Raw genomic sequence first — 26,678 nt, forward strand, 5'->3', positions numbered from 1 at the left:
GACTGCGGATGCCTGGATGTCATCTCACAGCCGGGGCATTGCCCCGCAGAAAATTATACGCGGTGCAGGTGGGTCAGTCGTTGGACGGCGTCGGCGTGCTGCGCGGCTGTTGCAGCAAGGCCTTCAGGTTGGCCAGCCGGTTCTGCGGCGTGATTTTTTCCTCTTCCTTGGGTACGGCGTCGCCGACATCGAGGTTCATTTCCTTGATGAAGCGCGACGGGTCGCAGGCGGTGAATTCACGTGCGCGCTTGCGCCGTTTGCACCAAGTGATCTGCAGGCTGCGCTGGGCGCGCGTGATGCCGACGTACATCAGGCGGCGTTCTTCTTCGATCCGTGCGGCGATGGTCTCGGCCGGCGCGTCGGGATCGCCCTTGTGCGGCAAGATGCCTTCCTCCACGCCGATCAGGAACACGTGCGGATATTCCAGGCCCTTGGAGGCGTGCAAGGTCGACATGCGCACGGCGTCCTGCTCTTCATCCTTGCCTTCGAGCATGGTCATGAGCGCAACCATCTGGGTCAGTTCCAGCAAGTTCTTTTCTTCGCCTTCGCCGTCCTTGCCGCCGCAGCCGCGCTCCTTGAGCCAACTGGTGAAGTCGACCACGTTCTGCCACTTGCTTTGCGCCTGGCGTTCGTCGAAGGCGTCGTAGCAGTAGCCTTCGTAGTTGATCGCTTCCATCATGTCGTCGAGTACCTGCGCGGCGTTCTCGCCGCTGCCGGACGGACCCGGGCGGCTGGCGCGCGATTCGAGATTGTTGATGAAGTCGCAGAACTGGCGCAGCGGCAGCAATTGCTTGTCGGGCAGCTTGTCTTCCAGCGCGCCCTTGTACACGGCTTCAAACAGCGAGCACTGCCACTGGCCGGCAACCGTGCCGAGTACTTCCAGCGTGGCCTGGCCGATGCCGCGGCGCGGCGTGGTGACGGCGCGGATGAAGGCAGGATCGTCGTCCTGGTTGGCGATCAGGCGCAGGTAACTGATGATGTCCTTGATTTCGGCGCGATCGAAGTAACTCTGGCCGCCCGACATCACATAAGGAATGCGTTCGCGCCGCAGGGCTTTTTCGAAGATGCGCGCCTGGTGGTTGCCGCGGTACAGGATCGCGTAGTCGGAGAATTTGGCACGGCGCTCGAAGCGATGCGCCGACAGCATGATGGCGACCTGGTCGGCCTCGGCCTCGTCGTCGTCCATCGCCATCACCTTGACCGGATCACCCAGTCCGTGTTCCGACCAGAGCGCTTTTTCAAACAGCTTGGGATTGTTGGAAATCACCGAGTTGGCGGCTTGCAGAATGCGCGTGCTGGAGCGGTAATTCTGCTCCAGCTTGATCAGGTGCAGATTGGGAAAATCGATCTGCAGCGTCTTCAGATTCTCGATGGTGGCGCCGCGCCAGGCGTAGATCGCCTGGTCGTCGTCGCCCACGGCGGTGAACATCGGCTTCTTGCCGATACCGCTGACCAGCAGCTTGACCAGCTCGTACTGGCAGGTATTGGTGTCCTGGTATTCATCCACCAGCAGATAGCGCAGGCGCCGCTGCCAGCGGTCGCGCACTTCTTCATTACCCCGAAACAGCTCCACCGGCAGGCGGATCAGATCGTCGAAGTCGACCGCCTGATACGCCGAGAGCGTGGCGACATAGCTGCGATAGATGCGCGCGGCCACCGCTTCTTCTTCGTCAACCGCGTTCCTGAGCGCAAGCTCGGGGTCGATCAGGCCGTTCTTCCACAGCGACATCGCATTCTGGATGCGGCGGATCAGTTGCTTGTCGGTCGTTACCGCCAGATCCTGCACCAGCGAGAAACAATCGTCGCTGTCCATGATCGAAAAGCGATCCTTCAACCCCAGGTGTTTGGCTTCCTGGCGCAAAATTTTTACACCCAGCGAATGGAAGGTCGACACCGTCAGATGCTTGGCCTGTTTCGGTTCCTTGAGCAGCTTGGCGATGCGCTCCTGCATTTCCAGCGCGGCCTTGTTGGTAAAGGTCAGCGCGGCGATGTGGCGCGATTCGTAGCCGCAATTCTCGATCAGGTGGGCGATCTTCTGCGTGATGACGCGCGTCTTGCCCGAGCCGGCGCCGGCCAGCACCAGGCAAGGGCCGTTCATGTACAAAACGGCTTCGCTTTGCGGCGCGTTGAGACCAAATGCGGGGGCGGAAGACATGCAGGGATCGATTGGAAGGGGATGAGGGATAACACGCCATTGTAGCAGGCCGGCCCTGCCCGGCCGGGCCTTCTGTGGGACAATAACGGCATCCCGAAACAGGTTCAAAAGCATGAAATTCAATCACTTGATTCAAATCAACGATCCGCTCAACCCGCTGATCGACAATCTGACCCGCGAACAGCTGTGGCGCGGCCTCGTCATGCGCGCCGAAGCGCCGCAATTGTTCATGGAGCATCTCGACGAATGCGTACTGTCCGACAAGACGGACGCGGCGGTCAAGCGCATGCTGCGCTATGGCGAATTGCGCATCCATGACGTCGTGACGTATGAGGCGCTGCAGCGCGTGCATTACCACGTGCCGGCGCAGGGCGAGATCCCGACGTCCAGCCTGAGCATGACGATTGAGGAGCCCGAGGAAGAGGCGCTGTTCGTGCGTTTCGAATACGACGACGGCGCGCCGGAAGAAGAAGCCGGCACTGAAAAAGCCTTTTACGACCAGTTCCGCCGTTCGGCTTATGAAGCGGCGGACATCGACACCATCCGCATCATTCGCGAACTGATTATCAAGGGGTCAGTTCACTAGACGGCATCCGTTACATCTTGCTCTGGCTGGATGACGCAAGAAGCTTGTCCGTGATGGAAAAATCTTTCAATTCCTGCATCAGATCGGAAGACGACAAGGGGATGTTGCCGACGCGGCTGATTTGGCAGGCTGCGGCAATGGAGCCCATGTACATGCTTTGCCAAATATCCGCCCCGACAGCCATTGCCATCGATGTGCATGTCAGCAAACTGTCGCCGGCGCCCGCAGTGTCTTTTGGCGAGATGTTGAAAGCGGGTAGCCTGTCGGTCAACCAATCGCCTTCTTTTTCAGGCTGAGCATGCGCGAGAATACCTTCTGCTCCGAGCGTGAGAATGATGTTGTCAGCCTGAGATTGCTGACGTAATTTTTCTGCGAGCACGACCAGCCCGGAATTAAAGTCCCGCACTGCAAGGCGCGCTTCGCGTTCAGTAGGCGTCAGTAGTGTTGCGCCTTTGAACCTTGATACGTCACCCATTTGTGACGATGACTGACTATCTGCGACGAACGGGATATTGCGTTCGACGCAGGCGGCAATCAGTTCATCGACGACCACCTGCGGGAGACAACCGTAATTGAAGTCTGAAAAAATGACCAGATCGCATGCAGTCAGGTCATTTTTCACCTTCTCAACGAAACGGCGGGCAAGTTTGGGTTCAATGTCATGTTGCCGTAGATGGCTTACGCGCAACAAGGTTTTTCCTGCAGCCCGAAAACGCTGCTTCAAGGTTGTCGGCCTGCTGTCATCTTCGAAAATTGTTGCCGCAACATTGTATTCCTGCAGTTTTTCGCGAGCAAAATCAGCCGCAACGTCCGTTCCGGACACGGAAAAATAGCGGACCTCCGCGCCAAGCTTGCAGGCATGTGATGCAACAATCCCTGCCCCCCCGATAAATCGCTCTTGCAAAATAGGGGTCACTACCAAGGTCGGATCTTCTTGGGACATGCCAAGCGCTTCGCAACTGACATATTCGTCGACGATCAAGTCTCCGATAACGGCAACGCGGAAACCTTTGAACTTCTCCATTGTGGCGCGCAAATCGCGCATCGAAAATCCATGGCGATCCAGATAGTCGTGAGGACGGATTATCGAACCCAGATTCGGCTCCAGGATATCCCGCTTTAGCAAGTCAATTGATGAGAACCGCATTTCGCCGGAGCTGAACATCAATTTCCCGCCGTATTCGTCAACGGCGGCTTGCTCTGGATTGTGTTTTGATTCGTGTTCGTCGCCCTTTACCACGACCGTTGGTTGCAAGACACGGATAATGTCTTCCGGCGTGGAGGTCATGACGAACGCATAGTCGACGAAGCTGATTGCGGTTATGCCGTCGAAACGCAATTTTGCAGGAAGCAAAGCACCTGGGACATGGTCGCCCGCCACGCCGACAACCAGAAAATCTCCGCATTCAGAGGCAAATTTCAGCAAGCGCAAATGTCCGGGATGAACGGTATTGAAGTTCCCCGCCACAAATACGATGCGCGCACTGGTGCCCGCGCGTGCCTTTATCTCTGTAATTTCTGCCATATCTGACAACAATGAATTATCCAATCTATCCTCCGATGCGACTTCCATCCCGGGTGTCGCTTTCAATTCAGCATGGTCTTGCATGATCTCGATGCATTCGAACCGCTATCCCCGAGAATTTTTGTGCCAAGTAGTATTTACAGATCCATCTGCCGTCATTTTTCTTGAGGGAAATCTCTGATGATGGACTCGTGGCTACGCAGTGTAAGGCCACCATCAACTGCGATATTCTGGCCCGTGATATAGGACGCTTGATCGCTGGTGAGAAACATAATGGCGTTGATGATGTCTTGCGATGTGCCAGCGCGTTTGAGCGGTATAAAACGCTCGAACCGGTCTGTAATCCAGCTGTTCTGCCGATAGTATTCCTGCGCTGCTTCTTTGATTACCACGCATGGCGATACGATGTTGACGCGAATGCCTTTGTGCCCGAGTTGCAATGCATAGTAGCGCGCCAATTGCGCCAGACCGGCTTTGCTGACGTGGTAGCCGAGATCCTGTTCGGGGGCGATGTAATGGTCGGCAATGGAGCTGACCATGACGATGCTGTCTCCTGCTTCGTTCCCGGCGAAATAAGCGCAGTCGATGAGATGGTCGATAGCAACTCTCGTGGCCGTCAGCGCTACGGACAAATCGGTTTCGAACGCATCCGTCGACGATCGGTTGCGTTGCATGAAGATGATGCTGTTGACCTTGCCATGCGTGGCGACGGCCTGGTCCAGCGCGGAACGCAGGGCTGCCGCATCTGAAACATCCACCACATATATTCCCAGACGAGGCGACGCCTCCTCCTCGACATGATTGCGGCCGAATACAGATACCCGATAGGCGGTGTCCTCAGCGAGCAAATGCTCTACGAGAGCCCGTCCGGTTCCCCGGGTGCCGCCGACAACGATGTAATGCTTGTCAGTCATGTTTAATGATTTTGAATTCGGGCAGCGGCACCACGAAACAACCGCCCTGGTCGAGGAATGCCTGATGCTTTTGCATGAAGGTGTCTGCAAAGCGCCATGCCAGCACCAGGACATAATCCGGCTTGCGGTCGTAGATGGCCGACGACGGCAGAACCGGCAGATGCCACCCGGGGCTATAGCGCCCTTGCTTGGCCTGATTGTCGTCGACGAGGTAATCGAGGTATTCGCCTAGCTCGAAATGATAGATCAGCGTGGTTCCCGTGATGGATGCGCCAAAACCGGCAACCGTCTTGTTTTCTTTCTTCGCTTGCTTCAGGAATTGCAGCGTCTGCTGTTTGAGCCCCTCGATTTTTGCCGTGTAGGCGTCGTAAGTTTCCTTGCGATAGATGCCCTTGCTTTCTTCTTCAGCCAGCAGTTGCGCCACCGAACCATCCTTCTGCATCGGGCCGTCCGGACGTTGTACGAAATAACGGAGTGAACCGCCCTTGGTTGCGACGCGTTCAATCACGGTCAGTTCCAGGCCGACGCCGGCGAACAAGGCCTGCATCGGTTTCACCGAGAACGACGACAAGTGTTCGTGATAAATGAAATCAAACACCATGTTGTCGATCAGATCGGCCAGATAGTAGCTCTCGAAAATAAATACGCCGTCGTCTGCCAGCAAGGTATTAATGCCGTCGACCCATGACCGCAAATCGTCGATGTTGGCAAATACATTGTTGGCCGTAATGACGCGAGCATGGCCGTGAGAGGCGACAATCTGCGTGGCCAGATCGCGTTCGAAGAACTTGCCGATGGTTTCGATGCCGCTGGCGGTTGCCTGCTCCGCGATATGCGCGGCAAACTCGACGCCGAGGACCTTCATGCCCAGTCCCTTGAATGACCGCAACAATGTGCCGTCATTGGAGCCGAGGTCCATGACCAGCGATTCCGGCTCAACTCGGCAACGCTGCACGACGTTTTCGGCATAGGCCTGAAAATGCGAATTCAATCCGAATGAGCTTTGCGTTACGTAAATGTAGTTACCGTACAGTACATCCGGATCGATGATGTCGGTGATTTGCGCCAGGCCGCATTGTCGGCACATGAACAGGTCGATCGGATAGCTTGGTTGTGCCTCATCCAGGCGATCCTGGCTGACGTAATCGTCTCCGATCGGCGTCGGTTTCAACGCGAACACCAGCTCCATATCTGTACTTGCGCAGGCACGGCAGTCCGTGCGTCGATGAATAATTTGCTTCATTGCTTTCCTGTCGGAGGATTGATTCGTTGATCCACATCCCTCATGTAGCGTTCCGCCGCAGCGATGTCGCTGCCATCCGGCGCCCAGTCGGGAAATACGGTTGTGCCCAGTTGAAACGGGCCGTTCGTCGTTTCGTGAAATACCAGTACATCGGAACGGATAATGAGCGTATGAAATACCGGCTTCTCGACGCGTTCGTAAAACGTCAGTCCCGATGCGTAGTCGCCCATTTCTATCACTTGCGCCACTGCGCCGCCGTTGTCAAAAATGACCAGATCGACTCGCCCGGAAATGACATGCATCGATTCGGATTTTCCCGGATGCTTGTGGGGACGGACATAAGCGCTGCGCTCATGGATGATCAGCATTTCGTGCAATGCGTTTTCAGGCGTATTGTGTGCGCACAGTCGAATCCGCTTGCGAGGATTTTTGGAAGAAAGGTCCTCCAGGTGGCTGATATCCGCACGCGATGCGGTAACTATTTCAAGATCCGAATAGATAACTTCCGGGTTCTGAAAGCGGTATTTGCGCGCGTCCTCGCTCATGGTCTTTTCATATCCGCAGCAATCCCGACCGGAACGGGCCGATTTTGCGCATTCTTTCGGCCGGCGGTATGGTTGTCGCCAGAATTGCATTCATGTTCAACAGTCATGATATTCAGTGAGTATTCGTAGATTAAACAACTATGAAAATTATTTGATTGATTTGTTCATGAATATCATCATGATTTCGATATCGGTGTGTGGCTGATTTTCAATTTCCGATCGTTCCCGCGAAGGGATGGACAATGTCAAAGAATACATCTCGCTTTATGCTTTTGATCGGGAAAACAGCCTTGTAAATGATGGGCAAACATCGCATTTGAACGACTCTGCGGCCGGTTGCTTCCGCGGGCTGGTACGAACCCGGGCAGACTCAGCAGTTCGAGTAAAGATTCAGTTTGTTGTCAGATTGCTCATCAATCGAGGCAATTCCGGGTCCAGAGAGGCCATGAGCCTGTTCCACGCCAGTTCATTCTCAGGAAGTGCCGGGGGCATTCCAAAATCCCGCTGGGCCTCTGTCCAACTCTTGATTGTGCCGATATCCCGATGGTATGAGTGATTCAAAAAAGTGGAAATCCGGCCCATGAAGTGTGGAATGACCTCCGTGCTGAAATCAATCTCCGGCTTACCCAGTGTTGCCATGTACTCCACGACAACCGGTTCGACGATATAGATGGCGGCGTTGGCGAGATTGCCGGGAGGATTGGCGACTTTTTCATGAAACTCCTGGACGATACCGTCCTTGTCCAGATCGACAATTCCACATGATCGAGGATCTTCAGTCTCGAACAGCATCATCGTAAGGGCGGCCTTGTCTGGTCGACGTCGATGGGTGTCTATGAACTCCGTGCAATTGAAGCGCGTCAGATTATCTGCGTGCGCGATCAGGAATGGCTCATCGCGGAAAAAGTCACGATTAGCCAGCGCAGTCCCAGCCGTTCCAAGCAAGCGACCTTCATGAACCAGTGTTACCCGATTGTTCCAGCTGCTCTGACGCAGATAATCCGTCACCAGCGCCGCCTGATAGTGCGTGTTGATGAGAATTTGATCGACCCCTTGCATCAGCAAATTCTCGATCCAGTAATCCAGAAGCGGCCGCCCATTGATGGGCATGAGGCACTTGGGCAGGAAGTTAGTCAGCGGCTGGAGTCTGGACCCCAGTCCCGCGGCGAGTAATAGTGCGCGCATGCCGGGATTTACCTCATCAATGATTGCAAGTACGGTCGCTGCATCACGTTCACATTCGCAGCCCGCGTCATTGCTTGGTAAACACCATGTTGCGCGCGCCTTCAGAAGAGCGCACGCCGTGATAACCGAACTGCGCCAAAAATTCAGGCACGCCGGTTGTGGCATGTTGAACTTCTACAATCAGTACGGGGTGGTCGCGCTGAATAAGCTCCGTCATTCCCTTGCAAACGGCAAGTTCGTGGCCTTCCACATCCATCTTGATCAGTGCGATACGATGCGGCAGCTTAAGTGAATCAATACTCAGGCCCAATTTGCTGTCGCCGGCTTCGTTGTCGGCGTTGGAAATACGGGAACCGGTGTTGGTGTCGAAAATATAATTCGGGTTTACCGGGAAGGGATCTGCCGCAATATGGATAAGGCAGGATTGCTCAGTGGCGGCAGCATTGAGCATCGTGATGTTGCGGTATCCGCTTTTTTCCACAAAGTGAGTTAAAAGATCGAAGGTATGCGTCAGCGGCTCAAACGCGATGACCTGACCCGAAGGGCCGACCAGTCTGGACATTTTCAGGCTGTAGCGGCCGACATTGGCGCCAACGTCGATGCACCAATCGCCGGGCTTCAGCCAATCGGATAGTCTTCCCCATTCCGCCTCATCGCTTTTGAAGCGACCTGTCCGTATCTGCCGGAAAAAATACCATTTCGAGGCAGCATGTTGCATGCTGTTCGGGAGCATTGTTACGCACGTCCTCAGAATTTTCATCATTGGACTTACCATGTCATGCTCCCCGTGAAGATGGTATTCGCGATGCTGATTACGGTAGATGCGCTATTCACAATACTTTTCTCTTTATTGGCTAAGGTCTAATGATTCGGATAGCAGGGCATCGAATGGTTTTTGAGTGATTTCAAACGGGGCTACATGTTAACGAGAAGGGCGTCGGCTGCCAGTAAAATCGGTTTGTAGATGTCGTTGAAGTTTTGGCTTTGCTTTCCCGCATCGGTCATTTGCCCAACTTTCGCGTAGAAAAGATTTTTAATTGCATTTCTGAAGAACTCCGAATTCTTAACCCGTTGCCTCAGTTTGTAGTCTTGCAGATGCCTCAATATCAGCATTCCCATCTCATAGGCTGCGCGGCCTGTATGGAGATATTTGTCATCCGAAGAGAGCTGCGATGCAACTTTGCGGAAGCAGCCGCAATACTCGTCAAGGAAGTAAAAACGGTTGGGATGATCCTTTGCCATGTCGAGCGCCATACTCCAGTCATGTGCTCTGAACTCGCCAAGGCCATCCACCTTGGCCATCTGATCGAGTGTAAAGTCCCATGGCATATTGTCGGATCCGTAACGGGGAAGATGCTCGCACTTGAAGATGCTGACAATGAAAGACGTGTAATGATCGAATCCCAGGATCGAGCAAAATTCATCCGGTCCGGCTTGTCGTCTTGCCCGCCATCCGGGATGGTTCAGTTCAATGATCTGGTCGCCGTCTTCAATGACATATTTTCCGAAGCCGACATAGGCGTCGTTCTTGATCATTTCATCTAACAGCTTGGCCAGTTTGCCGGGGAAGAAATAGTCGTCGCTCGCCATGAACATGGCGTAGGGTGTTTCGACATGAGGATACATCAGTGCTTCCGATCCCATCGCCCCGATACTTTTTTCATTGTGAAAAATCCGTATCCTCTTGTCCCCGGAAAATTTCGCCAGAATGGCTGCGGTCTCATCGGTCGACCCATCGTTGCAGATCAGCAGCTTGGTGACCGGCGATTCGTCGGCAAAAATTACATTGGTAATCAAGTGATCGAGGTAGCTACCGTGGTTCTTGGTAGGGATGATGACGGTAAGCATGTTCTTCTCCAATTAATAGCTTCACTGGCGCGTCGAAATTCAAGATCGACCGCATTTCTTTTCTCTGCAATTTACTATGCCGCAGGACGTGCAGCTATTCAGATACTTGATCGAGGTCGGGAAAAACAAGGGGAGTTTGCTGCAATTCGATGAGTATCTCAGTTTGCAGGGAGGACGCCGGGCACGTTGTCTATCCAGTGGAGATAAGTCAAAGTTCCCCTAATTTATCTCTAACTAATCAATGATAAATGCAAGTGTGCAAAGCTGAAACGGTGAATAACGCCCTTAAAGACCCGCTAGCTCTTCATTTCATCGGCTGAATCGCCGGCCGGCCCGTTATAGACAGGTTTGCCGGAACAAGCCTGGTGTCAGCGGGATTTGCCATACTGTTTCTCCGCGTGTTCACCATTGGCGGACTTTACAAACGTCACCAGAAAATGTGTAGAATCAATTCAGCCACCGTCGCTTTTCAATGGCTGATGGCGCGTTTCCGATCGCCGCAGGTACCGGCGCGCTTCTCCAGAAAACTTTACCGAATTTTCAAACATGACAAATTCCTCCCTACCACTCGACGCCAATTTGGCTCAGTTGCTTGAAGCAGGCAATCGTGACGCCATTCGCGAAGCAGCAACCAAGTTTATCGGAGAGAACCGACGCGCTGAAGCGATTGTCTGTTTTGAGAAACTTGCGGAAGAAAAAAGCGATCTGGATTCGCGGTTCATTTATGCGCAGTTGATCGATGACGGCACGCACAAACAATTGGCAATTGCCCGGGATCTGGCGTTGTCGATTCTGGATGACTATCCGGTGCTGTTTGAGGACAATGCGGAAGCCAACTGTTCTCTGGTTCGCTTTGCAGCGCAGCGGTGCAGCTATGTCGGTCCTCAGGAAAAAGCTGCCGAGTTGTATCGCAAAGTCGCCTCCATGTCGAATAGCGCTGACGACTACTATCATCTTAGCGAAAGCCTGTCGCATATCAACACTGTTGCAAACAATCTGGCGGACTCCATCGCCGCCCTGGAAAAAGCTATCTCGCTGAATCCGGCAACCTACGACACCGAAACGAACCGGGAAACGATCAAAATCGGAAAAGCCGGACTGGCGTCGGCCAATACCGAAGTTGTCGCACAAAAGCGAAAGAAAATCGGGCGCTATCCGCTGACGGAAGATTTTCTGGGCAACCTGCCCGATCTGATCAAGAATCATATCGCCCTAGATCTGCGGAACGAGAAAAAATTTATCAGCAAATCGACGCGGTTTTTCACAATGGGTTCCTGCTTCGCACGAAATATCTCCGCCAGCCTGAACAAGAATGGCTTCAACAGTACGCACATGGAGATTTCCGAATACATCAACACCACGTTTGCAAATAAAGCTTTTGTTGACTGGCTGAGCACAGGGAAAGTCGATGGCGCCATCGGTGACCGAATTCACGAATTACTGCCGCCGGGATGGAATGCCCAGAATACGCTGGAAAAGATCACGAACACGGACGTGTTCATTCTTACCTTGGGTGTCGCCCCGGCCTTTTTTGACAGGGCCACCGGCGACTTTGTCTTGCCACGACCCACAGCACTGAATTCCCGGGTGCTTGCCGAAAAATACGAGTACCGTACAACATCGGTTCAGGAAAACGTCGACAACGTGCTCTACCTGATCAATTTCATCCGCCGCCTTGCTCCGGATGTGAAGCTGGTCATCACGGTTTCTCCAGTGCCGTTAATCGCATCTTTTGAGTTCGAATCGTGTATCGCCGCAGATTGCCTTTCGAAGAGCACGATGCGGCTGGTAGCGCATCAAGTCGTTAACCAATCCGGCCTCAAAGACATTATCTACTGGCCGTCATTTGAAGTATTCCGTTGGGCCGGATCCAATGCCAGCAATTTCTATGCTGCCGACGATGGCGCGGCATGGCATGTATCTGAAGAAAAAGTGAATGGCACGATCGGCGCCTTCATCGATATGTTCAATGCCGGCTGAACCGGCAAGGCATGATCAAGGTTTGTGAAATGGGGCCACAAAAGTGGCTCCATTTCATTGGGCTGTTGGGGTGGATCTGTTTGCGAAGACCATCGTGATTTCAACGCTGACACGGGTCTGGTCGCCCATGTTAACGGCGCCGCCGTGCAAGATGCCTTCATTGAAGATCAACATGTTGCCGGGTTCGGTCAGCATCAATTCGGCGCCTAGCGTTTCCACGTCTTCGTCAATGACCGGCTTCATGCCGCCGGCGCCTGGCGCTGCATGATAGCGGTAGGATTTACGATGGGAATTAGGCACGATCATCAAGCCGTTCTTGCCTGGCTGCGAGAAAATGGGTATCCATATTTTGACCGTCTCGGCTTCCGCCGAAAAAGCCTGATCGTCCATTCCCATGACGTCATGAAACCATTTGTCCGCATGCAAGGAGCCAACATCTTTCGCTGCATTCGGCCGTACCAGCCGCCAGTAAATCTCCTCCCGGCCAGCTTCATGCGTGTCGCCATAAAACACATCAGAAATCGCAAACTCACCCAGCTCGTCGCGCAATGTCTGGAAAAAAGGCAATACCTTGATTTTGTCGCAGCTATGTTTAGGCAAGCAACGCGTCTGCTTTGGCCATAAGGTTTCATGACTCAGCAAATGCGCGAGTTGGTGATAATTGGAGATGCCAACTTCTCTGAACTGAGACACCAGCTCGGGATGCGTCGCACCGATGACGGACAGCCATTGCTCTGTGATTGCGTCACGAAATACGGCCAACTCATCCGGCGTGAGTCGGACATCCTTCGAAAATCCTGGAGCATCAAAGATCTTGCTTTTCAGATTGAGTGTGTTCATGTGTCTATTTCGCTATATCTCGGACGATGCATGCCAATTCAGGCATCCATCTTGATCAGGCAACGCCCCGCCAACTCACCGCTGCGCATGCGCTGTATCGCCACGTTGATGTCGTCAAGTTTGAAATGCTCGGTAATCAGGGGCTTGAGCTGGATGCGGCCGGCATCGAGCAGCTTGGTATAGCGTGGAATGTCGACATGGGGAACCGCTTCGCCGCCGTGAGAGCCGCTGATGCGCTTGTCGAAATGCAGCGGCAGGGAATAGATGCTGATGTTACGTCCCTTGCGCGGCACGCCGACCAGCACCACGCGCCCTTGCGCCTTGGTGAGCTCGTAGCCGAGTTCGATGATGGCGGGCTGGCCGGTGTTGTCGATGAAGACATCGATGCCCTGGTTACCGGTCAATTCCTGCAAGGCGGCCTTGGCATCGACCTTGCTCGAATTGATGGTGTGGGTGGCACCGAGTGACTTTGCCAGATCCAGCCGATTGTCATGCAGATCGACGGCAATAATGGGGTAGGCGGACAGCAAGCCCGCCGCCTGGATGATGTTGAGGCCGACGCCGCCGGCGCCGAACACCACCACTGCTTCACCGAAACGGATCTTGGCGTTGTTCTCGGCCACGCCGAAACCTGTTGTGACCGCGCAGCCGAACAGCGAGGCGATTTCCATGTCAGAGGTCGGGTCGATGCGCGTGACGCGGTTTTCCGAGACCACGGCGTATTCGTTGAAGGTTGCGATCAGTCCGGCGTTGAGCGTCTTGCCTTTCCAAGTGTAACGCGGCGGCGCCGACTCGATGCCTTGGCTTTTGCGCCAGTGCAGTACGACGTGATCGCCGGGTTTGACGAAGCGCACACCCGGGCCGACGGCTTCGACCACGCCGGAGCCTTCATGGCCGAGCAAATGGGGAAGATACTTGTCCTCGCCCTTGGCGCCGTCGATTTCACCGAGCTGCGAGCCGCAGATGCCGCTGTTGTTGACCTTGACCAGGACCTGGCCGACGTCCAGCGCCGCCGGCAATTCGACTTCATCCACCACCAAAGGCTTTTGCAGCTCGACCAGGATGGCCGCCTTCATGGTTTTTGGCATGTTCATGGCTTTACTCGAAATAGATTAAGGAATGGTCGCCGGTGTAGCCGGTCTGCTTGAACCACCAGTCCCATTCTTCTGGTGTACAAAATGCTTCGCACGTCACTTGCCAATACAGCAGGTTGGCTTTTTCCGACTCGTTGCGGTAAGACTCGACACACAGATATTTATTCTTTTTGCCGACGCGTTCCATCTCGCGCAACGCCTTGTCCAGATCGTAATTGTGCAGATTGTGCAGCGTCGTGATCGAAAAGACAAAGTCGAAGTGCTTGTCAGGGAAGGGCAAGCTGGTGGCGTTGGCCACTTGCAGGTTGGGCTTGATTTCTTCCTTGGCGTTGGCGATGGCGTATTCCGAAATATCGATGCCATGGATCTCCACGCCCGGCACCAGCAGGGAAATCTCATACAGCAAAAAACCCTTGCCGCAACCGATGTCCAGGATCTTGTCGCCGGCCTTGATGCCATAGTGATCGATCATCGCCTGCGCCACCGGCGCCCAGCGGCCTGGCATGTAGCGATAACCGCCGTAGCAGATGCGACGGTCGCCGTCCCAGTAATCGAAGCCCCATTGTTTGGCCAGCGCAGCTGCTTTGGCTTTTGGAAACTCGGTGTCGTTGACGCGCGCCAGGTAGTCGCGCGTGGTGCTCTTGTGGACGGAAGTGAGGAAGTCTATGTATGCCATGATTTATATCAGCCTGGATTGGAAAAATTGTTCTGTCTTGTCGAGCTGCCTGCGCTGCCTCTGTTCCAGAGACGAAGCTGGATCTGCAAATTGCCGGCGTTGTGCCGCAGTCGGCAGGAATTCATTGAGCATGATGCAGCACCATTTGATCTGGAAGGCTGGCAGCAGCAGATGTGCCCGTTCGCGCAACACCTGCGGCCGCGCCGAATAGCTGACGACTATCTCGGCAAATTCGTCGAAATACGTCGGCGGCACAGGCACTGCCGGTTGGCAAAAGAAGTCGCCGATCAGTTTGGCCGGATCGTCCCAGCCGGCATATTCGAAATCGATGAAACACAACTCGCCGTCGCCCTTGAGCAAGGCGTTGTGAAAACCGAAATCGGACGGCGAAATGCACTGATCGTCGTGGGACAAATCAGGCGCCGCCGCAGCAGCAATCTGTGCGCGACGACGACGCCAGGCGTCAGTGAGTTGGCGTACCAGTTCCCTTGCTTTGCGCTGCGGGTCATCATCGCCGGCGATGTCCTGCAATCGCTGCAGCCGGCGGTCGACCATGTCCAGATGCTGTTCAATGGTAAAGCATGCTTCGGATGCGGGCGGCAAGACCGCGCTGCGTCGAGAATCACCATTGAGCGTGGCGATGAACTGTGCCGCGCTGCGCACGTGGTGCGGCTGCAAAGTATCCGCCGTTATTTTGACGCCGTCGATGAATTCGTAAATGCCGAGATGATCTGCATCGCTGCGCGCCACCGGCGCTGGGACGGTTCTAAGTCCGAGTGTGGCGGCGTAGGACAGGAATGCATACTCGGTGCCGAGGCGATCGCGCGTATCTGCTGGGTGATTGAAATAGGCCTTCGCCAGATAGCGACCGGTATCCAGATCCATCGAAAAAACCTGGTTGTTGCCGCCGCCGCCAACCACGGACAGCGACAATCCCGCAGAGGCGATGCCGCAGGACTGCAGCAAGCCAGCGACTTTTTCCGTCAGTTCCGGGCTGACCATGTCGCCTCGAAAAATGCTTGAATCTCCGGCCATGAACCGAAATGCGCGCTGACACCTTCGCCGTTGTGATTGCGTTCCGGATCGAACAGCAGCCGCTGGGTGTGCGCCGGAAAGCCGGGCATGCGCAAAATCTCGGGAAGGTCATCGATGAAATAATCGCATTCGCACGCGGCGATGCGCGCGATTTTCTCTTCCTTGGTGAGCTCGAAGAACACGCAGTCCGTTGCGAACAGAGGCGCAGTGCCATCGACCAGCGCAGATGCAATCCAATCGGCCGCCGCCGCATGCAGATCGTATTGTGGACCGAGGAATGGATGCTTCGTCTTGTGACTGACGATCACGATTTCGGCGTGTCGGCGCGCCTGCCGGATGAACTCGATCGCGCCTGGATAAGCTGCTGCCTGCTCCATGCGCGCCCCATAGACATAGCCTTGCAATTCGGTCCAGGCTGCTTCGTTGCCGATCTGCCGCAAATGATCGCGCACGGCAATCTTGGATACCGGCGTCGCCGCAGGCACCAGCGATTGTTCCACCGCGACCGCGTGGAACAATTCGTCGTAGCTGACAATCGTGTTGTCGAAGTCGAAGCCAATACGCATGATATGCATGTCAGGCGCGTGCTTTCGCATGGGCCACCTGCACTTTGGCGGCAATGTTGTCGGCCGTCAGGCCGTACTTGGCGCGGGCATAAGCCTGGCTGCCGACTTCATGCATGAAGTCGTCGTCAGTGCCGAAGCTCAGCAAGCGACCTTGCATCCGGTCCTGTTGTGCCAGCCATTCCGCAATGCTGCCGCCCAGTCCGCCGATGCGGCTGTGTTCTTCGACCACCGCGACCACGCTGTAATTCGAAAACGCCGCATGCACCGTGTCGGTGTCGAGCGGCTTGATCGTGTGGAAACTTTCCACCCGCGCCGTGATGCCTTGTGCTTGCAGCAGCTCGGCCGCCTCCAGTACCGTTGGCAGCAAGGTGCCGGTGCCGATCAGGCAGACATCGACGCCCTCGCGCACATTGATGGCGCGGCCGATTTCGAATGTGTCGTCTTTCTTGGGAACGATCTGCTCGCCTTTTTTGCCGATACGGATGTAGACCGGGCCGTTTTGCCTGAGCGCGGCGCGCAGGCACTGGCGCAGCTCGACTTCATCGGCCGGCGCCATGACTGTCATGTTCGGCAGCACGCGCATGATGGCGAGGTCTTCGCATGAGTGATGGGTCGGACCGAGTTCGGCGTACGACAGACCCGAGCCGGTGCCGACGATGATCACCGGCACGTTGTGGTAGCAGGCGTCGACGCGGATCTGCTCGTAGCAACGCGTGGTCGTGAACGGCGTGATCGTGTAGATCACCGGACGCAGGCCGGACAGCGCCATGCCGGCGGCGACGCCCATCATGTTGGCTTCGGCGATGCCGCAATTGAGGAAGCGGCCTTCGCTGGCGGCCTTGAATTTGTCGAACAGCTTGTTGCCGATATCACCCGACAACAACACCACGCGGGGATCGCTTACGCCCAGTTTGGTAATTTCATCTGCGAATGCGTTTCTCATGCTGTGACTCCCAGTTCCAGGTAAGCAGCGGCCAGTTCATCCGCATTCGGAATCCGGTAGTGCCAGTTGTTGTCGTCTTCCATGAAGGAGACGCCCTTGCCCTTGACGGTATGCGCGATCACTGCAACCGGCTTGCCGGTGCGCTTGCGCGGACGGCCCATGATGTCGGTCAGCGCCGACATGTCGTGACCGTCGATTTCTGTTGCGTCCCAGCCGAATGCGCGCCACTTGTCGACCAGTGGGCCGAGGGCCAGCACATCTTCGCTGCGGCCGGTTGCCTGCCATTTGTTGAAGTCGACGATGGCCATCAGGCTGCCGACTTGCTGGCCGGCGGCCATCATGGCGGATTCCCAGACCGAGCCTTCGTTGCATTCGCCATCGCCCAACAGTACCGTGACGTCATAGCTGCGCTTTTGGATGCGCGCGGACAACGCCATGCCGAGTCCGATCGGCAAGCCGTGTCCGAGTGAGCCGGTGGCGGCTTCAATGCCGGGCAAATGATCGGGTGTCGGAGGATGCTCGGCGAAGATGCCGCCGTCCTGGCCGTACGATTCCAGCATCGCTTCGGGATAGAAGCCCTTGTGCGCGAGCACCTGAAACAATGCTGCGGCACCATGTCCCTTGCTCAGGATGAAGCGGTCGCGATCGGGATCGGCGGGTTTGGACGGGTCGATCTTGAGTGCGCTGAAATAGGCTGCGATCAGAATGTCGACGCAGGACAGGCATGATCCCAGGTGCGGGGTTTGTGTGTGATGCGAGGTTGCAATGATGCGACCGCGGATCGTGGCGGCGGTTTTTTGCAGGGCGAGGATGTCTGGCGTCATGGCAGTCTCTAAAAACAATGCCCGTTTTTTACAAACGGGCAGTAATCAATGCTTGTCGAAGCGACAAGCGGTTACGGCTTATGAACGTAATTCCATTCCATCGATTGCATCGCGTCCAGATTGTTTTTTACCCAGGCGATGCATTCGTCCAGCCCTTGGTCGAGGTCGATCCTGACGTCCCAGTCGAGGGTCTTGCGCAACTTGCTGCTGTCGAGCATGTAGGCAGCGTCCTTGCCGAGTCGTTCGCCGACGACTTCGACGCAGGAGTTGAAATCGACATTGAGTTTGCGGCAAATGCGCTCCACCAGTTCGCGCACGCTGACGATCTCATCGGTTGAAATATGATACGTCTGGCCGGTCTTTCCTGCGGTTGCAATTTTGTGGGTGGCGTTCGACACGTCGCGCATGTGAATGAAAGAGCGGCGCGAATGCCCGCCGCCATGCAATTGCAGTTTCTTGCCGGTCAGAATAGACAGAATGGTGCGCGGGATGATGCGGTACAGCTGCTGGCCGGGGCCGTAGACGTTGGCCGCGCGCGTAAAAACCACAGGGAAACCGTAAGCGTCGAAATAGGTTTTCAGGCTCATGTCGGCGGCTGCGCGTGAAACGGCATACGGCGTGCTCGGATTGAACGGCGTGTCTTCCTTGATGAAGCCATCGGTGCTGCCGTAGACCTCGGGCGTGGTGACGTGCACATACTTTTCCAGAAAGTCGCAGTGTCGCAACACTTCATGCAGGCGGATCGTCGCCATGACGTTGGTCTCAAACCAATGTTCGGGATTTTTCCAGCTTTCGGCCACCATGCTTTGTGCCGCGAAATTCACCACGAATGTTGGTTTTTCTGCCTGGATCAGCGCCGTCAGCGGCTCCAGATCCTTGTTCAGGTCGTAATTGTAGAAACGGAAATCGGCGTCCTTGCCGGACCAGCGGTAGGGCAGGAATGCCTTGTGCGGTTCTTGTGAGCGGCTGGTGCCGATGACGCTGTCGCCGTTGCGCAGCAGGAAATCGGCGAAGCTGGCACCGGAAAAGGAGTTGCTGCCGATGATGAGGTATTTGCCCGACATGTTTTTCTATCTATTCCGCTACAGGTTTATTTTCGTACAGCCATTGCATGACCATGTGGCCGACAATCAGTTGCATGTCTTCAGCAATTTGCATGTCGTCGATGGCGAAATGGATGGGTATGTCACACATGGCTTTGGCCTTGCCGCCGCTGTAACCGAGAATGCCGCAGGTTTTCACGCCCATGGCCTTGGCTTGTTCCAGCACGCGCAGGATATTGGGTGAATTGCCGCTGCCCGACAGGACGATCAGCAGATCGCCGGCTTGTGCCTGGACTGCGAGCTGCTCGGAATAGATGGCATCGTACCCGACGTCGTTCGCCAGGCAGGTGATCACGGCTGCGTTGGCCGACAGCGAAGACACCCGCATGCCGCCGCCGGTGCGTTTGGCGATGCCGTAGAGATAGTCGTTGGCCAGATGGATTGCGTTGCCGGCGCTACCTCCGTTGCCGCAGAAAAATACTTGGCGTCCGTTCACCCAGCAGTCCTTCATGTCCTGCGAAAGTTGCGCCACGCCTGACCAGTCCGATGTCGCCAGCACCTCTTGCAAGCGGCTGGCGTATGCGGTGAAGACGGCGGTCGGCAGTTTTTCCGTAGTCACTTCTGCGTTCATGCTGCTTTCGGAGCAAGTACGGTCTGCTCCATCCATTTCAGGTTGTAATAACGGTCTTCGTCCTTGAGCTCGCCGCTGCGATACTTTTCGATGATTTCGGTAATCGCGGTTTCGACCGACTTCGACGGTTTGAATCCGGTCGCCAGCAGCTTGTCGGAGTTGACGCGGTACGAGCGCGGGTCGTTCGATTCGGTGACGACGATGTCGACCGGGATGTGCTTGGCGACCATCTTGGCGATGTCGAGGATCGAGATGTTCTCGAAGCCGGCGTTGTAGACACCGGTGACTTCCGGGTGATCGATCAGGTGCAGGTAGACGTCGGTGATGTCGTCGATATGGATGTTGGGACGTACTTGCGCGCCGCCGAACACGGTGATCTTGCCCTTGGACAGCGCCTGCATCGTCAGCAGGTTGACCGACACGTCCAGGCGCATGCGCGGCGAGTAGCCGCACACGGTCGCAGGACGGACGATCTGCACCACCATGCGGTCCTTGTAGCTCAGCAGCACCGGCTCGGAGACCATCTTGGTCTTGTTGTATTCGGAGATCGGCTTGAGTTCGAGATCTTCGGTCACTTGCAGTTCTTCCTTGACGCCGTAGACACTGCCGGAAGAGGCATAGATGAATTGCTTGACGCCTTTGCGCACGGCCTTGTCGGCCAGTTGCATGGTCGCCAGGGCGCTGACTTCCCAGGTCAGTTTGGGATCGAGGTCGCCGCACGGGTCATTGGCCACTGAAGACAGGTGGATGATGGTGTCGACGCCGTCGAGCGAGATCTGGTCGATGTTGCGCACGTCCCCTTGCGTGACGGTCAGGTTCGGATGCGGCTGCAGGTAATTGCCAAACCACATGATGTCCAGGACATGCACCTTGTAGCCGCGCGCGAGCAATTTGGGGACCAGAACCGTACCTTTGTAGCCGCAGCCACCAGTAACTAAAATATTCATATATGCGCGTGATTCTCTAAAAAATTGAATGAACCTGATTTACCGTTGCTGCGGCGCTGTCGATCCGGCCAGGACCCTCGGGATTTGCACATCGGCAATTTATCCGGCAATCCGTCCCGCTTTCACCGCCTTGTTCCCTGCGCCGACATTGCTGTCTGCGTGCACTGTATACGGACGGGAATCGGAAAACTGGAATGGAGGGATGAAATTGCGGCGGGCTTCTATCCTTTGCCTCTGCGGCCTAGCGCCAAGGCTAACCATGCTGGTGCAATCTTAGTGCGGGGAAAGCTGTGGCAAAGAGGCAATAACACGCCGAATCCGGTCTTTGTTCTTCTTTTGCCCGGATGGCGGTGCAAAGCCCCATTTCATGGAGGGGAAAAGGGATTGCCGCGCTGATTTGTAGCGGCAATCGGCGCGCATTTCGAGGGCGGAAATGCGTTAAAAGTTATTTTTATGACAATAAGTACGTGATTGCGCCATTGACCGCCGCGCCGCCCGAGATCAACCAGACAAACAGCAGGGCACCCAGCAGCAGGGGACGAACACCGGCACGGCGCACGGATGACAGATGGGTGGTCAGGCCCAATGCCGCCATCGCCATCGCCAGCAGGAAGGTGTCGGCGTCAAGCAGTGCGCCGGTTACGGCAGCCGGGATCGGCAGCAGCGAGTTCAGCGCCACCACGCCGACGAAGGCGAAGGCGAACCACGGGACGCCGGCCAGGCGCGAAGTAATTGCGCGCCCCTCAGCGGCGGTCGCCGAGCGGCCGCGCTGCATGTAAGCCGACAGGATCAGCAGGAACGGCGCCAGCATCATCACGCGCACCATCTTCGCGATCACCGCGGTGTTGGCGGTGTGATCGTCGATCGAGCGTGCCGCCGCCACCACTTGCGCCACTTCATGTACGGTCGAGCCGATGTAGACGCCGAAGTCGGCGTGACCCTGCAGGAAGCCCAGGCTGTGCAGCAGCGGGTACAGGAAGATCGCCGCCGAGCCGAATACGACCACCGTCGACACCGCCACCGTGACCTGTTCGCTGCGCGCACGCAGCACCGGTTCGGTCGCCATCACCGCCGCCGCCCCGCAGATCGAGCTGCCGGCGCCGATCAGCATCACGGCATTGCGATCCAGCTTGAATACCTTCACGCCAAAAAAATAAGCGATTGCGAACGTCGACATCAGCATGCAGGCGTCAATCACCACGCCGCTCACGCCGACGTGGGCGATGTCCTGGAAGGTCAGGCGCAGGCCGTACAGCACGATGCCCAGGCGCAACAGATTCTGTTTGGAGAATGCCACGCCGCTGCTGCAGCCGGCGGCCATGCGCGGATAGACGGTATTTCCGACCAGCATGCCGAGCACGATCGCAATCGTCAGCGCGCTGAAACCATGCGCCTGCAACCAGGCAAGGCGGCCGGCTTCAATCGAAGCCAGCGCCAGCGCGGCGCTCAGAGCCAGGCCGGGGAGAATGCGGTGCAACTGCGCCAGAGGGGCTGACGGGGTGGCGACGACGGTAAGCGGCGGGGTGTTCATGATGTGCCTGACATTGAGGACTGAGCAATGAAGGCACTTTAGCGTTCTGCTATCTAAAAGAAAAACGCGTTATTTTGTTAATATCTACCTGAATAATAAGTAGATTAATGAGTCATCAAGCGATTCGACATGAAAATTACCCTTCGGCAATTACAAATATTCCTGGCCGTGGCGCAATCCGGCAGTACGACCGCTGCGGCCGATCTGGTCGCGCTGTCGCAGTCGGCCGCCAGCGCCGCGCTCAATGAACTCGAGAACACGCTCGCCGTGCAGCTGTTCGATCGCGTCGGCAAGCGCCTCATGCTCAACGACAACGGCCGCCTGCTGTTGCCGCAGGCGCAGCACCTGCTCGACGCCGCCAACACCATCGAGCAGCAATTCCTGACGCCGGATCAGGTCGGCGCCGAATTGCACATCGGCGCCAGCACGACCATCGGCAGTTACATGCTGCCGCAAATGGTGGCGGCCTATCGGCGCGCGCATCCGCAGTTACGCGTGCGCGCGCTGGTGGCCAATACCGCCGACATCGTCAACGCCGTCAGCAATTTTGAAGTCGATGCCGCGTTGATCGAAGGCCCATGCCATGCGAATGATGTCGACGTCGAGCCGTGGATGACCGATGAACTGATCGTGGTCGCCTCGCCGCGCCATGCGCTGGCGGCGCAGGGCAAGGAGCTGACGCTGAAGGCCTTGAGCGAAGCCGACTGGCTGCTGCGCGAAGAGGGCTCCGGCACGCGCGAAGCCGTCGAGCACGCCTTGCTGCCTTACCTGCATCATTTGCCGTCGGCCTGCGAGTTCGGCAATTCGGAAGCGATCAAGCGCGCCACCGCCGAAGGCATGGGCATCAGTTGCCTGTCGCGCGCGGTGGTCGAGGATCTGCTGGAATCGGGCCGGTTGATCGAACTGGCGACGCCGTTGCCGCCTTTGCGCCGCCATTTCTACATGGTGCGCAACAAGCAACGGGTGCTGTCGGTCAGGCTGGCGTCATTACTGGATTTTTGCCGTGACTGGGCGGTGCGGCACGAACAGCGCCGGGACTGAGAGTTCAGGCGCGCTTCGATGCCGGGAAGCGCACCTTCAACAGCAAGCCGGTATTTTCAGCGCCGTCGGCCAGGATGATCTCGGCGCCATGCGCCGACGCGATGTCGCGCACGATCGACATGCCCAGGCCGGCGCCATGCGGATTGACGAGTTGCGCCGACGGCGCGCGATAGAACGGCGCAAAGACGCGTTCGCGATCCGAGGCCGGGATGCCGGGACCGGTATCCTCAACGTCCAGCACCGGGCAGGTATCTGCACCGATTTGCTGATATCCCACGCGCACCGCGATGCGGCCGTTGACCGGCGTGTAGCGGATCGCGTTGTCGAGCAGGTTGACGACAAGTTCGCGCAGCAGCAACGGGCTGCCGTAGATCAGCACTTCGCCGGCGGTGTCGAAGGACAGATCGATATGTTTGGCCACGGCGTTTTGCGCCAGTTCGAGCGCGACCTGGCGTGCGGCATCGGCAAGGGATACCGGGACGATGCCGCCCTCGACCGCGCCATGTTCGGCGCGCGCCAGTGTCAACAGGCGATTGGCCAGATGCACGGTGGAGTCGGTGGTGCCGGCGATGCTCTCGACCAGTTCGCGCAAGGCGCGTGGATCATTGGGCGTGCGATCGAACTCACGCAGCGCCAGTTCGGCCTGTGTCTTCAATACCGTCAGCGGTGTGCGCAACTGATGCGAGGCGTCGGCGATAAAGCGCCGCTGCCCCGTGATCAGGGTTTGCAGTCGCTCCATGTAGCCGTTCATGGCCAGCACCAGCGGTCGAACTTCCTTGTGCACGCGCGCAGGATCAAAATCGGATAAATCGGTCGGCGCGCGCGACTCGACTTCGCTGCGCAATTGCATCAGCGGGCGCAGCACGAAGCGCACGGCGAACCACACCAGCAGAGCAGCCACCGTCACCAGCACGCCTTGGCGCCACATGGTGTCGAACAGGATCTTGCGCGTCATGCCGCGGCGTGCGTCCATGGTTTCGCCGACCTGGATCAGCGCAATGCCGCGCATCGTATCGTCGTAGACCGGCTGGTACAGTGCGGCGATGCGCACCGGTTGATTGTGGTAGTCGGCCTGGTAAAAACGCACCAGCGCGGGATACGCTTCCGAGCGTTTGACATTGGCCGGCAGCGGCGGCAAGTCATCGTAGCCGGACACGAACTCGCCGTTGACGCCGGTCACCTTGTAGTAGATACGGCCTAATGTATCGGTTTCGAAACTGTCGAGCGCCACATAAGGCACGTCCGCTACCACCTGGCCGTTGACGACGGATACGCGCTCCGCCAGTGCACGCGTCGATGCCAGCAGCGAACGGTCATAGGCGATGTCGGCCACTTCCAGCGCGTTGTAATACACCGAGACCGCGTCGAGCGCGACCAGGATCAGCAGCGGCACCAGCAGCCAACGCATCAGCTGGCTGCGCAGACTGCCTAGTCCGGTAGTGATCGGTTTGCGTATCATCCGGCGGCTTGCAGCAGGTAGCCAAGACCTCGCAAGGTGGTGATGGAGACACGGCCTTGCTCCACGGCGTCGAGTTTCTTGCGCACGCGATGGATATAGATTTCGATCGCGTCGACGTTGGCGTTGTCATCGAGCGAGAACACTTCCTGGAACAGCTTCTCCTTGGCGACGGTGCGGCCGGCGCGCGTGATCAGCGTCTCCAGCACCGCATGTTCGCGCGGCGTCAACGCCAGCATCGCATCGCCGTAGGTGAACATCCGCGACACCGTGTCGAAGCTCAGCGCGCCGCACTGGATGGTGACTGCTTCATTGCCTTGTGCCCGTCGCAGCAGCGCCTTCACGCGCGCTTCCAGTTCCACCAGCTCGAAGGGTTTGGCGAGGTAGTCGTCGGCGCCGAGATTGAGGCCGTTGACGCGGTCATTGAGTCCGCCGCGCGCGGTCAGGATCAGCACCGGTGTGCGGCTGCCGCGTGCACGCAGGCGCTTGAGGACATCGAGGCCATCCATCTTCGGCAACGTCAGGTCGAGGATGACCAGCGCATACTCCTGCGTCAGCAACAGGCTGTCCGCATCGTCGCCGTTGCTGGCGCATTCGACGGTCAGGTGTGCATCCTGCAGCGCCTTGGACAGCCAGCGGGAAAGTTCGACATGATCTTCAACCAATAGAATGCGCATGATGCCGGTGCCATGAATGAGAAGCGACGTGACGGAAATACGGAACGTCGAAATGCACTGCAACAAGGAGAACAGCATGAAAAAAATCAGACCGACCGGCGCTGCAATGCGACGAATAGTTGCGGATGCTAACAGAAGCGCAGCCTTTGCAATAGCGGCTTTGCGGCACGGCGGCCAACGCTTTCGCAACACTGAAAGCCGAATGAAAGTTTGGCCGCGTAGCATCCGCTCACATAATCAAATCAAAAATAATAACAACCATAACTTGGAGACACGGCATGAGCCATCGCACCTGTTTGCGTACCAGCTTAGGTACTTGCATACGTATTTTCCCGTATTCGTTTTACGACGTACCCGTTATCTTGCGCAACGTCTGATGGCTGTCATGAATCCGTTCATTCGGCGTCATCTGTTGACGGCGTGCGCCTTGCTGGTCGGCGCCGCCGCACTGCACGCGCCCTCGGCGCAGGCGGTGGAATGCATCGTGCCGGCCAAACCTGGCGGCGGCATGGACGGCGCTTGCAAGATGATCCGCAAGGCCTTGCCTTTGAGTGCAGAGGGCGCGCCGGTGAAGATCAGTTACCTGCCTGGCGGTATCGGCGCGGTGGCGTGGAGTTCAGTGGTGTCGCAGCGTCGCGGCGGCGCGGACACGCTGGTGACGTTCTCGGGCGGTTCATTGCTCAATCTGGCGCAGGGAAAATACGGCAAGGCCGCGGTGTCTGACGTGCGCTGGCTGGCTGGCGTCGGCGTCGACTACGGCATGATCGCGGTGCGCAGCGATGCGCCGTACAAGAACTTGCGTGAACTCATCGACGCCATGCGCAGCGAGCCGGGCAAGATCACCATCGGCGTCAGCGGCACGGTCGGCAGCCAGGACTGGCTGAAGGTGGCAATGATCGCGCGCCGCGCCGGTATCGATCCGCGCAACTTTCGCTTTGTCGCCCTGGAAGGCGGCGGCGATTCATTCACCGCGTTGCAGGCCAATCACGTGCAGGTGATTTCGGGCGACGCCTCGGAAGCGGCAGCGTCCGTCAAGGACGGAAAATCCCGCGTGCTCGCGGTGCTGTCCGAGCAACGCCTGCCGGGTTCCCTGGCCGACGTCCCGACCGCGCGCGAACAGGGCTTTGACGTCGTGTGGCCGATCATCCGCGGCTTCTACATGAGCGCCAAGGTCAGCGACGCCGACTATGAGCGCTGGGTGGCGGTGTTCGACCGCACCATGGCAACCGAAGAATTCAAGCGCCAGCGCGTGGCCGGCGGACTCTATCCGTTCGCCATGACCGGCGCGCCGCTGACCGACTACATTCACAAGGTAGTCGAGCAATATCGCAAGCAATCGCAGGAACTGGGGCTGGTCAGATGACCCCGGCATCCTGCTCCTGAATAACTGAAG

25 protein-coding genes are annotated in these 26,678 nt (G+C 56.9%); 4 read left to right on the plus strand and 21 right to left on the minus strand.

Going from position 1 to position 26,678, the window contains the following annotated elements:
* Nucleotides 1-73: 73 nt before the first annotated feature.
* Entirely contained in the window at nt 74-2,155 is a 2,082-nt protein-coding gene (locus ACIROY_RS06165; RefSeq protein ID WP_402277305.1) for a UvrD-helicase domain-containing protein, read from the minus strand.
* A gap of 112 nt (nt 2,156-2,267) precedes the next feature.
* On the opposite strand from ACIROY_RS06165, the gene ACIROY_RS06170 reads away from it, so the two are divergent.
* The gene (locus tag ACIROY_RS06170) at nt 2,268-2,741 is read left to right on the plus strand and encodes an SRPBCC family protein (RefSeq protein WP_402340545.1); all 474 of its coding nucleotides are present in this window, start codon (nt 2,268-2,270) and stop codon (nt 2,739-2,741) included.
* A 10-nt stretch (nt 2,742-2,751) separates the two neighbouring features.
* On the opposite strand, the gene ACIROY_RS06175 is transcribed toward ACIROY_RS06170, so the two are convergent.
* From ACIROY_RS06175 to ACIROY_RS06205, 7 genes are all read right to left on the minus strand, one after another.
* Nucleotides 2,752-4,350 (minus strand): PfkB family carbohydrate kinase, encoded by a 1,599-nt coding sequence (locus ACIROY_RS06175; RefSeq protein WP_402340548.1) that lies wholly within the window; start codon nt 4,348-4,350, stop codon nt 2,752-2,754.
* A 71-nt stretch (nt 4,351-4,421) separates the two neighbouring features.
* A complete protein-coding gene (locus ACIROY_RS06180; RefSeq protein WP_402340551.1) occupies nt 4,422-5,180 on the minus strand; it encodes an SDR family NAD(P)-dependent oxidoreductase in 759 nt (252 codons plus the stop codon).
* On the minus strand, nt 5,173-6,423 hold the full coding sequence (locus tag ACIROY_RS06185) for a class I SAM-dependent methyltransferase (RefSeq protein WP_402340554.1): 1,251 nt from the start codon (nt 6,421-6,423) through the stop codon (nt 5,173-5,175). The genes ACIROY_RS06180 and ACIROY_RS06185 overlap by 8 nt, the downstream gene beginning before the upstream one ends.
* Nucleotides 6,420-6,968 carry a WbuC family cupin fold metalloprotein gene (locus ACIROY_RS06190; RefSeq protein ID WP_402340557.1) on the minus strand — a complete coding sequence of 183 codons (549 nt, stop codon included), beginning with the start codon at nt 6,966-6,968 and terminating at the stop codon, nt 6,420-6,422. Before ACIROY_RS06190 ends, ACIROY_RS06185 begins: the two co-directional genes overlap by 4 nt.
* A 390-nt stretch (nt 6,969-7,358) precedes the next feature.
* On the minus strand, nt 7,359-8,153 hold the full coding sequence (locus tag ACIROY_RS06195) for a nucleotidyltransferase family protein (RefSeq protein ID WP_402340560.1): 795 nt from the start codon (nt 8,151-8,153) through the stop codon (nt 7,359-7,361).
* Nucleotides 8,154-8,220: 67 nt separating this feature from the next.
* Nucleotides 8,221-8,871: an FkbM family methyltransferase gene (locus ACIROY_RS06200; RefSeq protein WP_402340563.1), complete on the minus strand. Its 651-nt coding sequence runs from the start codon at nt 8,869-8,871 to the stop codon at nt 8,221-8,223.
* Nucleotides 8,872-9,068: 197 nt separating this feature from the next.
* Nucleotides 9,069-10,001: a glycosyltransferase family 2 protein gene (locus ACIROY_RS06205; RefSeq protein WP_402340566.1), complete on the minus strand. Its 933-nt coding sequence runs from the start codon at nt 9,999-10,001 to the stop codon at nt 9,069-9,071.
* A gap of 546 nt (nt 10,002-10,547) precedes the next feature.
* Here ACIROY_RS06205 and ACIROY_RS06210 point away from each other — a divergent pair.
* Entirely contained in the window at nt 10,548-11,981 is a 1,434-nt protein-coding gene (locus tag ACIROY_RS06210) for a GSCFA domain-containing protein (protein ID WP_402340568.1), read from the plus strand.
* A gap of 54 nt (nt 11,982-12,035) precedes the next feature.
* Here ACIROY_RS06210 and ACIROY_RS06215 read toward each other — a convergent pair whose 3' ends face one another.
* From ACIROY_RS06215 to ACIROY_RS06265, 11 genes are all read right to left on the minus strand, one after another.
* Complete coding sequence (locus tag ACIROY_RS06215; protein ID WP_402340571.1) at nt 12,036-12,821, minus strand: phytanoyl-CoA dioxygenase family protein; 786 nt, start codon at nt 12,819-12,821, stop codon at nt 12,036-12,038.
* Nucleotides 12,822-12,859: 38 nt separating this feature from the next.
* Nucleotides 12,860-13,915: a zinc-binding dehydrogenase gene (locus ACIROY_RS06220; protein ID WP_402340574.1), complete on the minus strand. Its 1,056-nt coding sequence runs from the start codon at nt 13,913-13,915 to the stop codon at nt 12,860-12,862.
* A gap of 4 nt (nt 13,916-13,919) precedes the next feature.
* Nucleotides 13,920-14,591 (minus strand): class I SAM-dependent methyltransferase, encoded by a 672-nt coding sequence (locus ACIROY_RS06225; RefSeq protein WP_402340577.1) that lies wholly within the window; start codon nt 14,589-14,591, stop codon nt 13,920-13,922.
* Nucleotides 14,592-14,594: 3 nt separating this feature from the next.
* Nucleotides 14,595-15,593, minus strand: a complete 999-nt coding sequence (locus ACIROY_RS06230; RefSeq protein ID WP_402340579.1) for an aminoglycoside phosphotransferase family protein — start codon at nt 15,591-15,593, stop codon at nt 14,595-14,597.
* Nucleotides 15,575-16,126, minus strand: a complete 552-nt coding sequence (locus tag ACIROY_RS06235) for a haloacid dehalogenase-like hydrolase (protein WP_402340582.1) — start codon at nt 16,124-16,126, stop codon at nt 15,575-15,577. Before ACIROY_RS06235 ends, ACIROY_RS06230 begins: the two co-directional genes overlap by 19 nt.
* 76 nt (nt 16,127-16,202) lie before the next feature.
* Nucleotides 16,203-17,135 carry a transketolase family protein gene (locus tag ACIROY_RS06240; RefSeq protein ID WP_402340585.1) on the minus strand — a complete coding sequence of 311 codons (933 nt, stop codon included), beginning with the start codon at nt 17,133-17,135 and terminating at the stop codon, nt 16,203-16,205.
* The gene (locus tag ACIROY_RS06245; RefSeq protein WP_402340588.1) at nt 17,132-17,959 is read right to left on the minus strand and encodes a transketolase; all 828 of its coding nucleotides are present in this window, start codon (nt 17,957-17,959) and stop codon (nt 17,132-17,134) included. The genes ACIROY_RS06240 and ACIROY_RS06245 overlap by 4 nt, the downstream gene beginning before the upstream one ends.
* 71 nt (nt 17,960-18,030) lie before the next feature.
* A complete protein-coding gene (locus ACIROY_RS06250) occupies nt 18,031-19,023 on the minus strand; it encodes a GDP-mannose 4,6-dehydratase (RefSeq protein ID WP_402340590.1) in 993 nt (330 codons plus the stop codon).
* Nucleotides 19,024-19,033: 10 nt separating this feature from the next.
* On the minus strand, nt 19,034-19,633 hold the full coding sequence (locus ACIROY_RS06255) for an SIS domain-containing protein (RefSeq protein ID WP_402340592.1): 600 nt from the start codon (nt 19,631-19,633) through the stop codon (nt 19,034-19,036).
* A complete protein-coding gene (locus tag ACIROY_RS06260) occupies nt 19,630-20,580 on the minus strand; it encodes an NAD-dependent epimerase/dehydratase family protein (RefSeq protein ID WP_402340594.1) in 951 nt (316 codons plus the stop codon). The genes ACIROY_RS06255 and ACIROY_RS06260 overlap by 4 nt, the downstream gene beginning before the upstream one ends.
* A 451-nt stretch (nt 20,581-21,031) precedes the next feature.
* Nucleotides 21,032-22,111 (minus strand): YeiH family protein, encoded by a 1,080-nt coding sequence (locus ACIROY_RS06265; RefSeq protein ID WP_402340597.1) that lies wholly within the window; start codon nt 22,109-22,111, stop codon nt 21,032-21,034.
* A gap of 129 nt (nt 22,112-22,240) precedes the next feature.
* Between ACIROY_RS06265 and ACIROY_RS06270 the strand changes: the two genes are divergently transcribed.
* The gene (locus ACIROY_RS06270; protein WP_402340600.1) at nt 22,241-23,152 is read left to right on the plus strand and encodes a LysR family transcriptional regulator; all 912 of its coding nucleotides are present in this window, start codon (nt 22,241-22,243) and stop codon (nt 23,150-23,152) included.
* A gap of 4 nt (nt 23,153-23,156) precedes the next feature.
* Here ACIROY_RS06270 and ACIROY_RS06275 read toward each other — a convergent pair whose 3' ends face one another.
* Nucleotides 23,157-24,611: a sensor histidine kinase gene (locus ACIROY_RS06275; RefSeq protein WP_402340603.1), complete on the minus strand. Its 1,455-nt coding sequence runs from the start codon at nt 24,609-24,611 to the stop codon at nt 23,157-23,159.
* The gene (locus ACIROY_RS06280) at nt 24,608-25,285 is read right to left on the minus strand and encodes a response regulator (protein ID WP_402340606.1); all 678 of its coding nucleotides are present in this window, start codon (nt 25,283-25,285) and stop codon (nt 24,608-24,610) included. Before ACIROY_RS06280 ends, ACIROY_RS06275 begins: the two co-directional genes overlap by 4 nt.
* A gap of 385 nt (nt 25,286-25,670) precedes the next feature.
* Between ACIROY_RS06280 and ACIROY_RS06285 the strand changes: the two genes are divergently transcribed.
* Nucleotides 25,671-26,648, plus strand: a complete 978-nt coding sequence (locus tag ACIROY_RS06285; protein ID WP_402277293.1) for a Bug family tripartite tricarboxylate transporter substrate binding protein — start codon at nt 25,671-25,673, stop codon at nt 26,646-26,648.
* The last annotated feature ends 30 nt before the right edge of the window (nt 26,649-26,678 follow it).

The sequence above is a fragment of the Herbaspirillum sp. NPDC101396 genome, assembly GCF_044767365.1.
Lineage (GTDB): Bacteria > Pseudomonadota > Gammaproteobacteria > Burkholderiales > Burkholderiaceae_D > Herbaspirillum.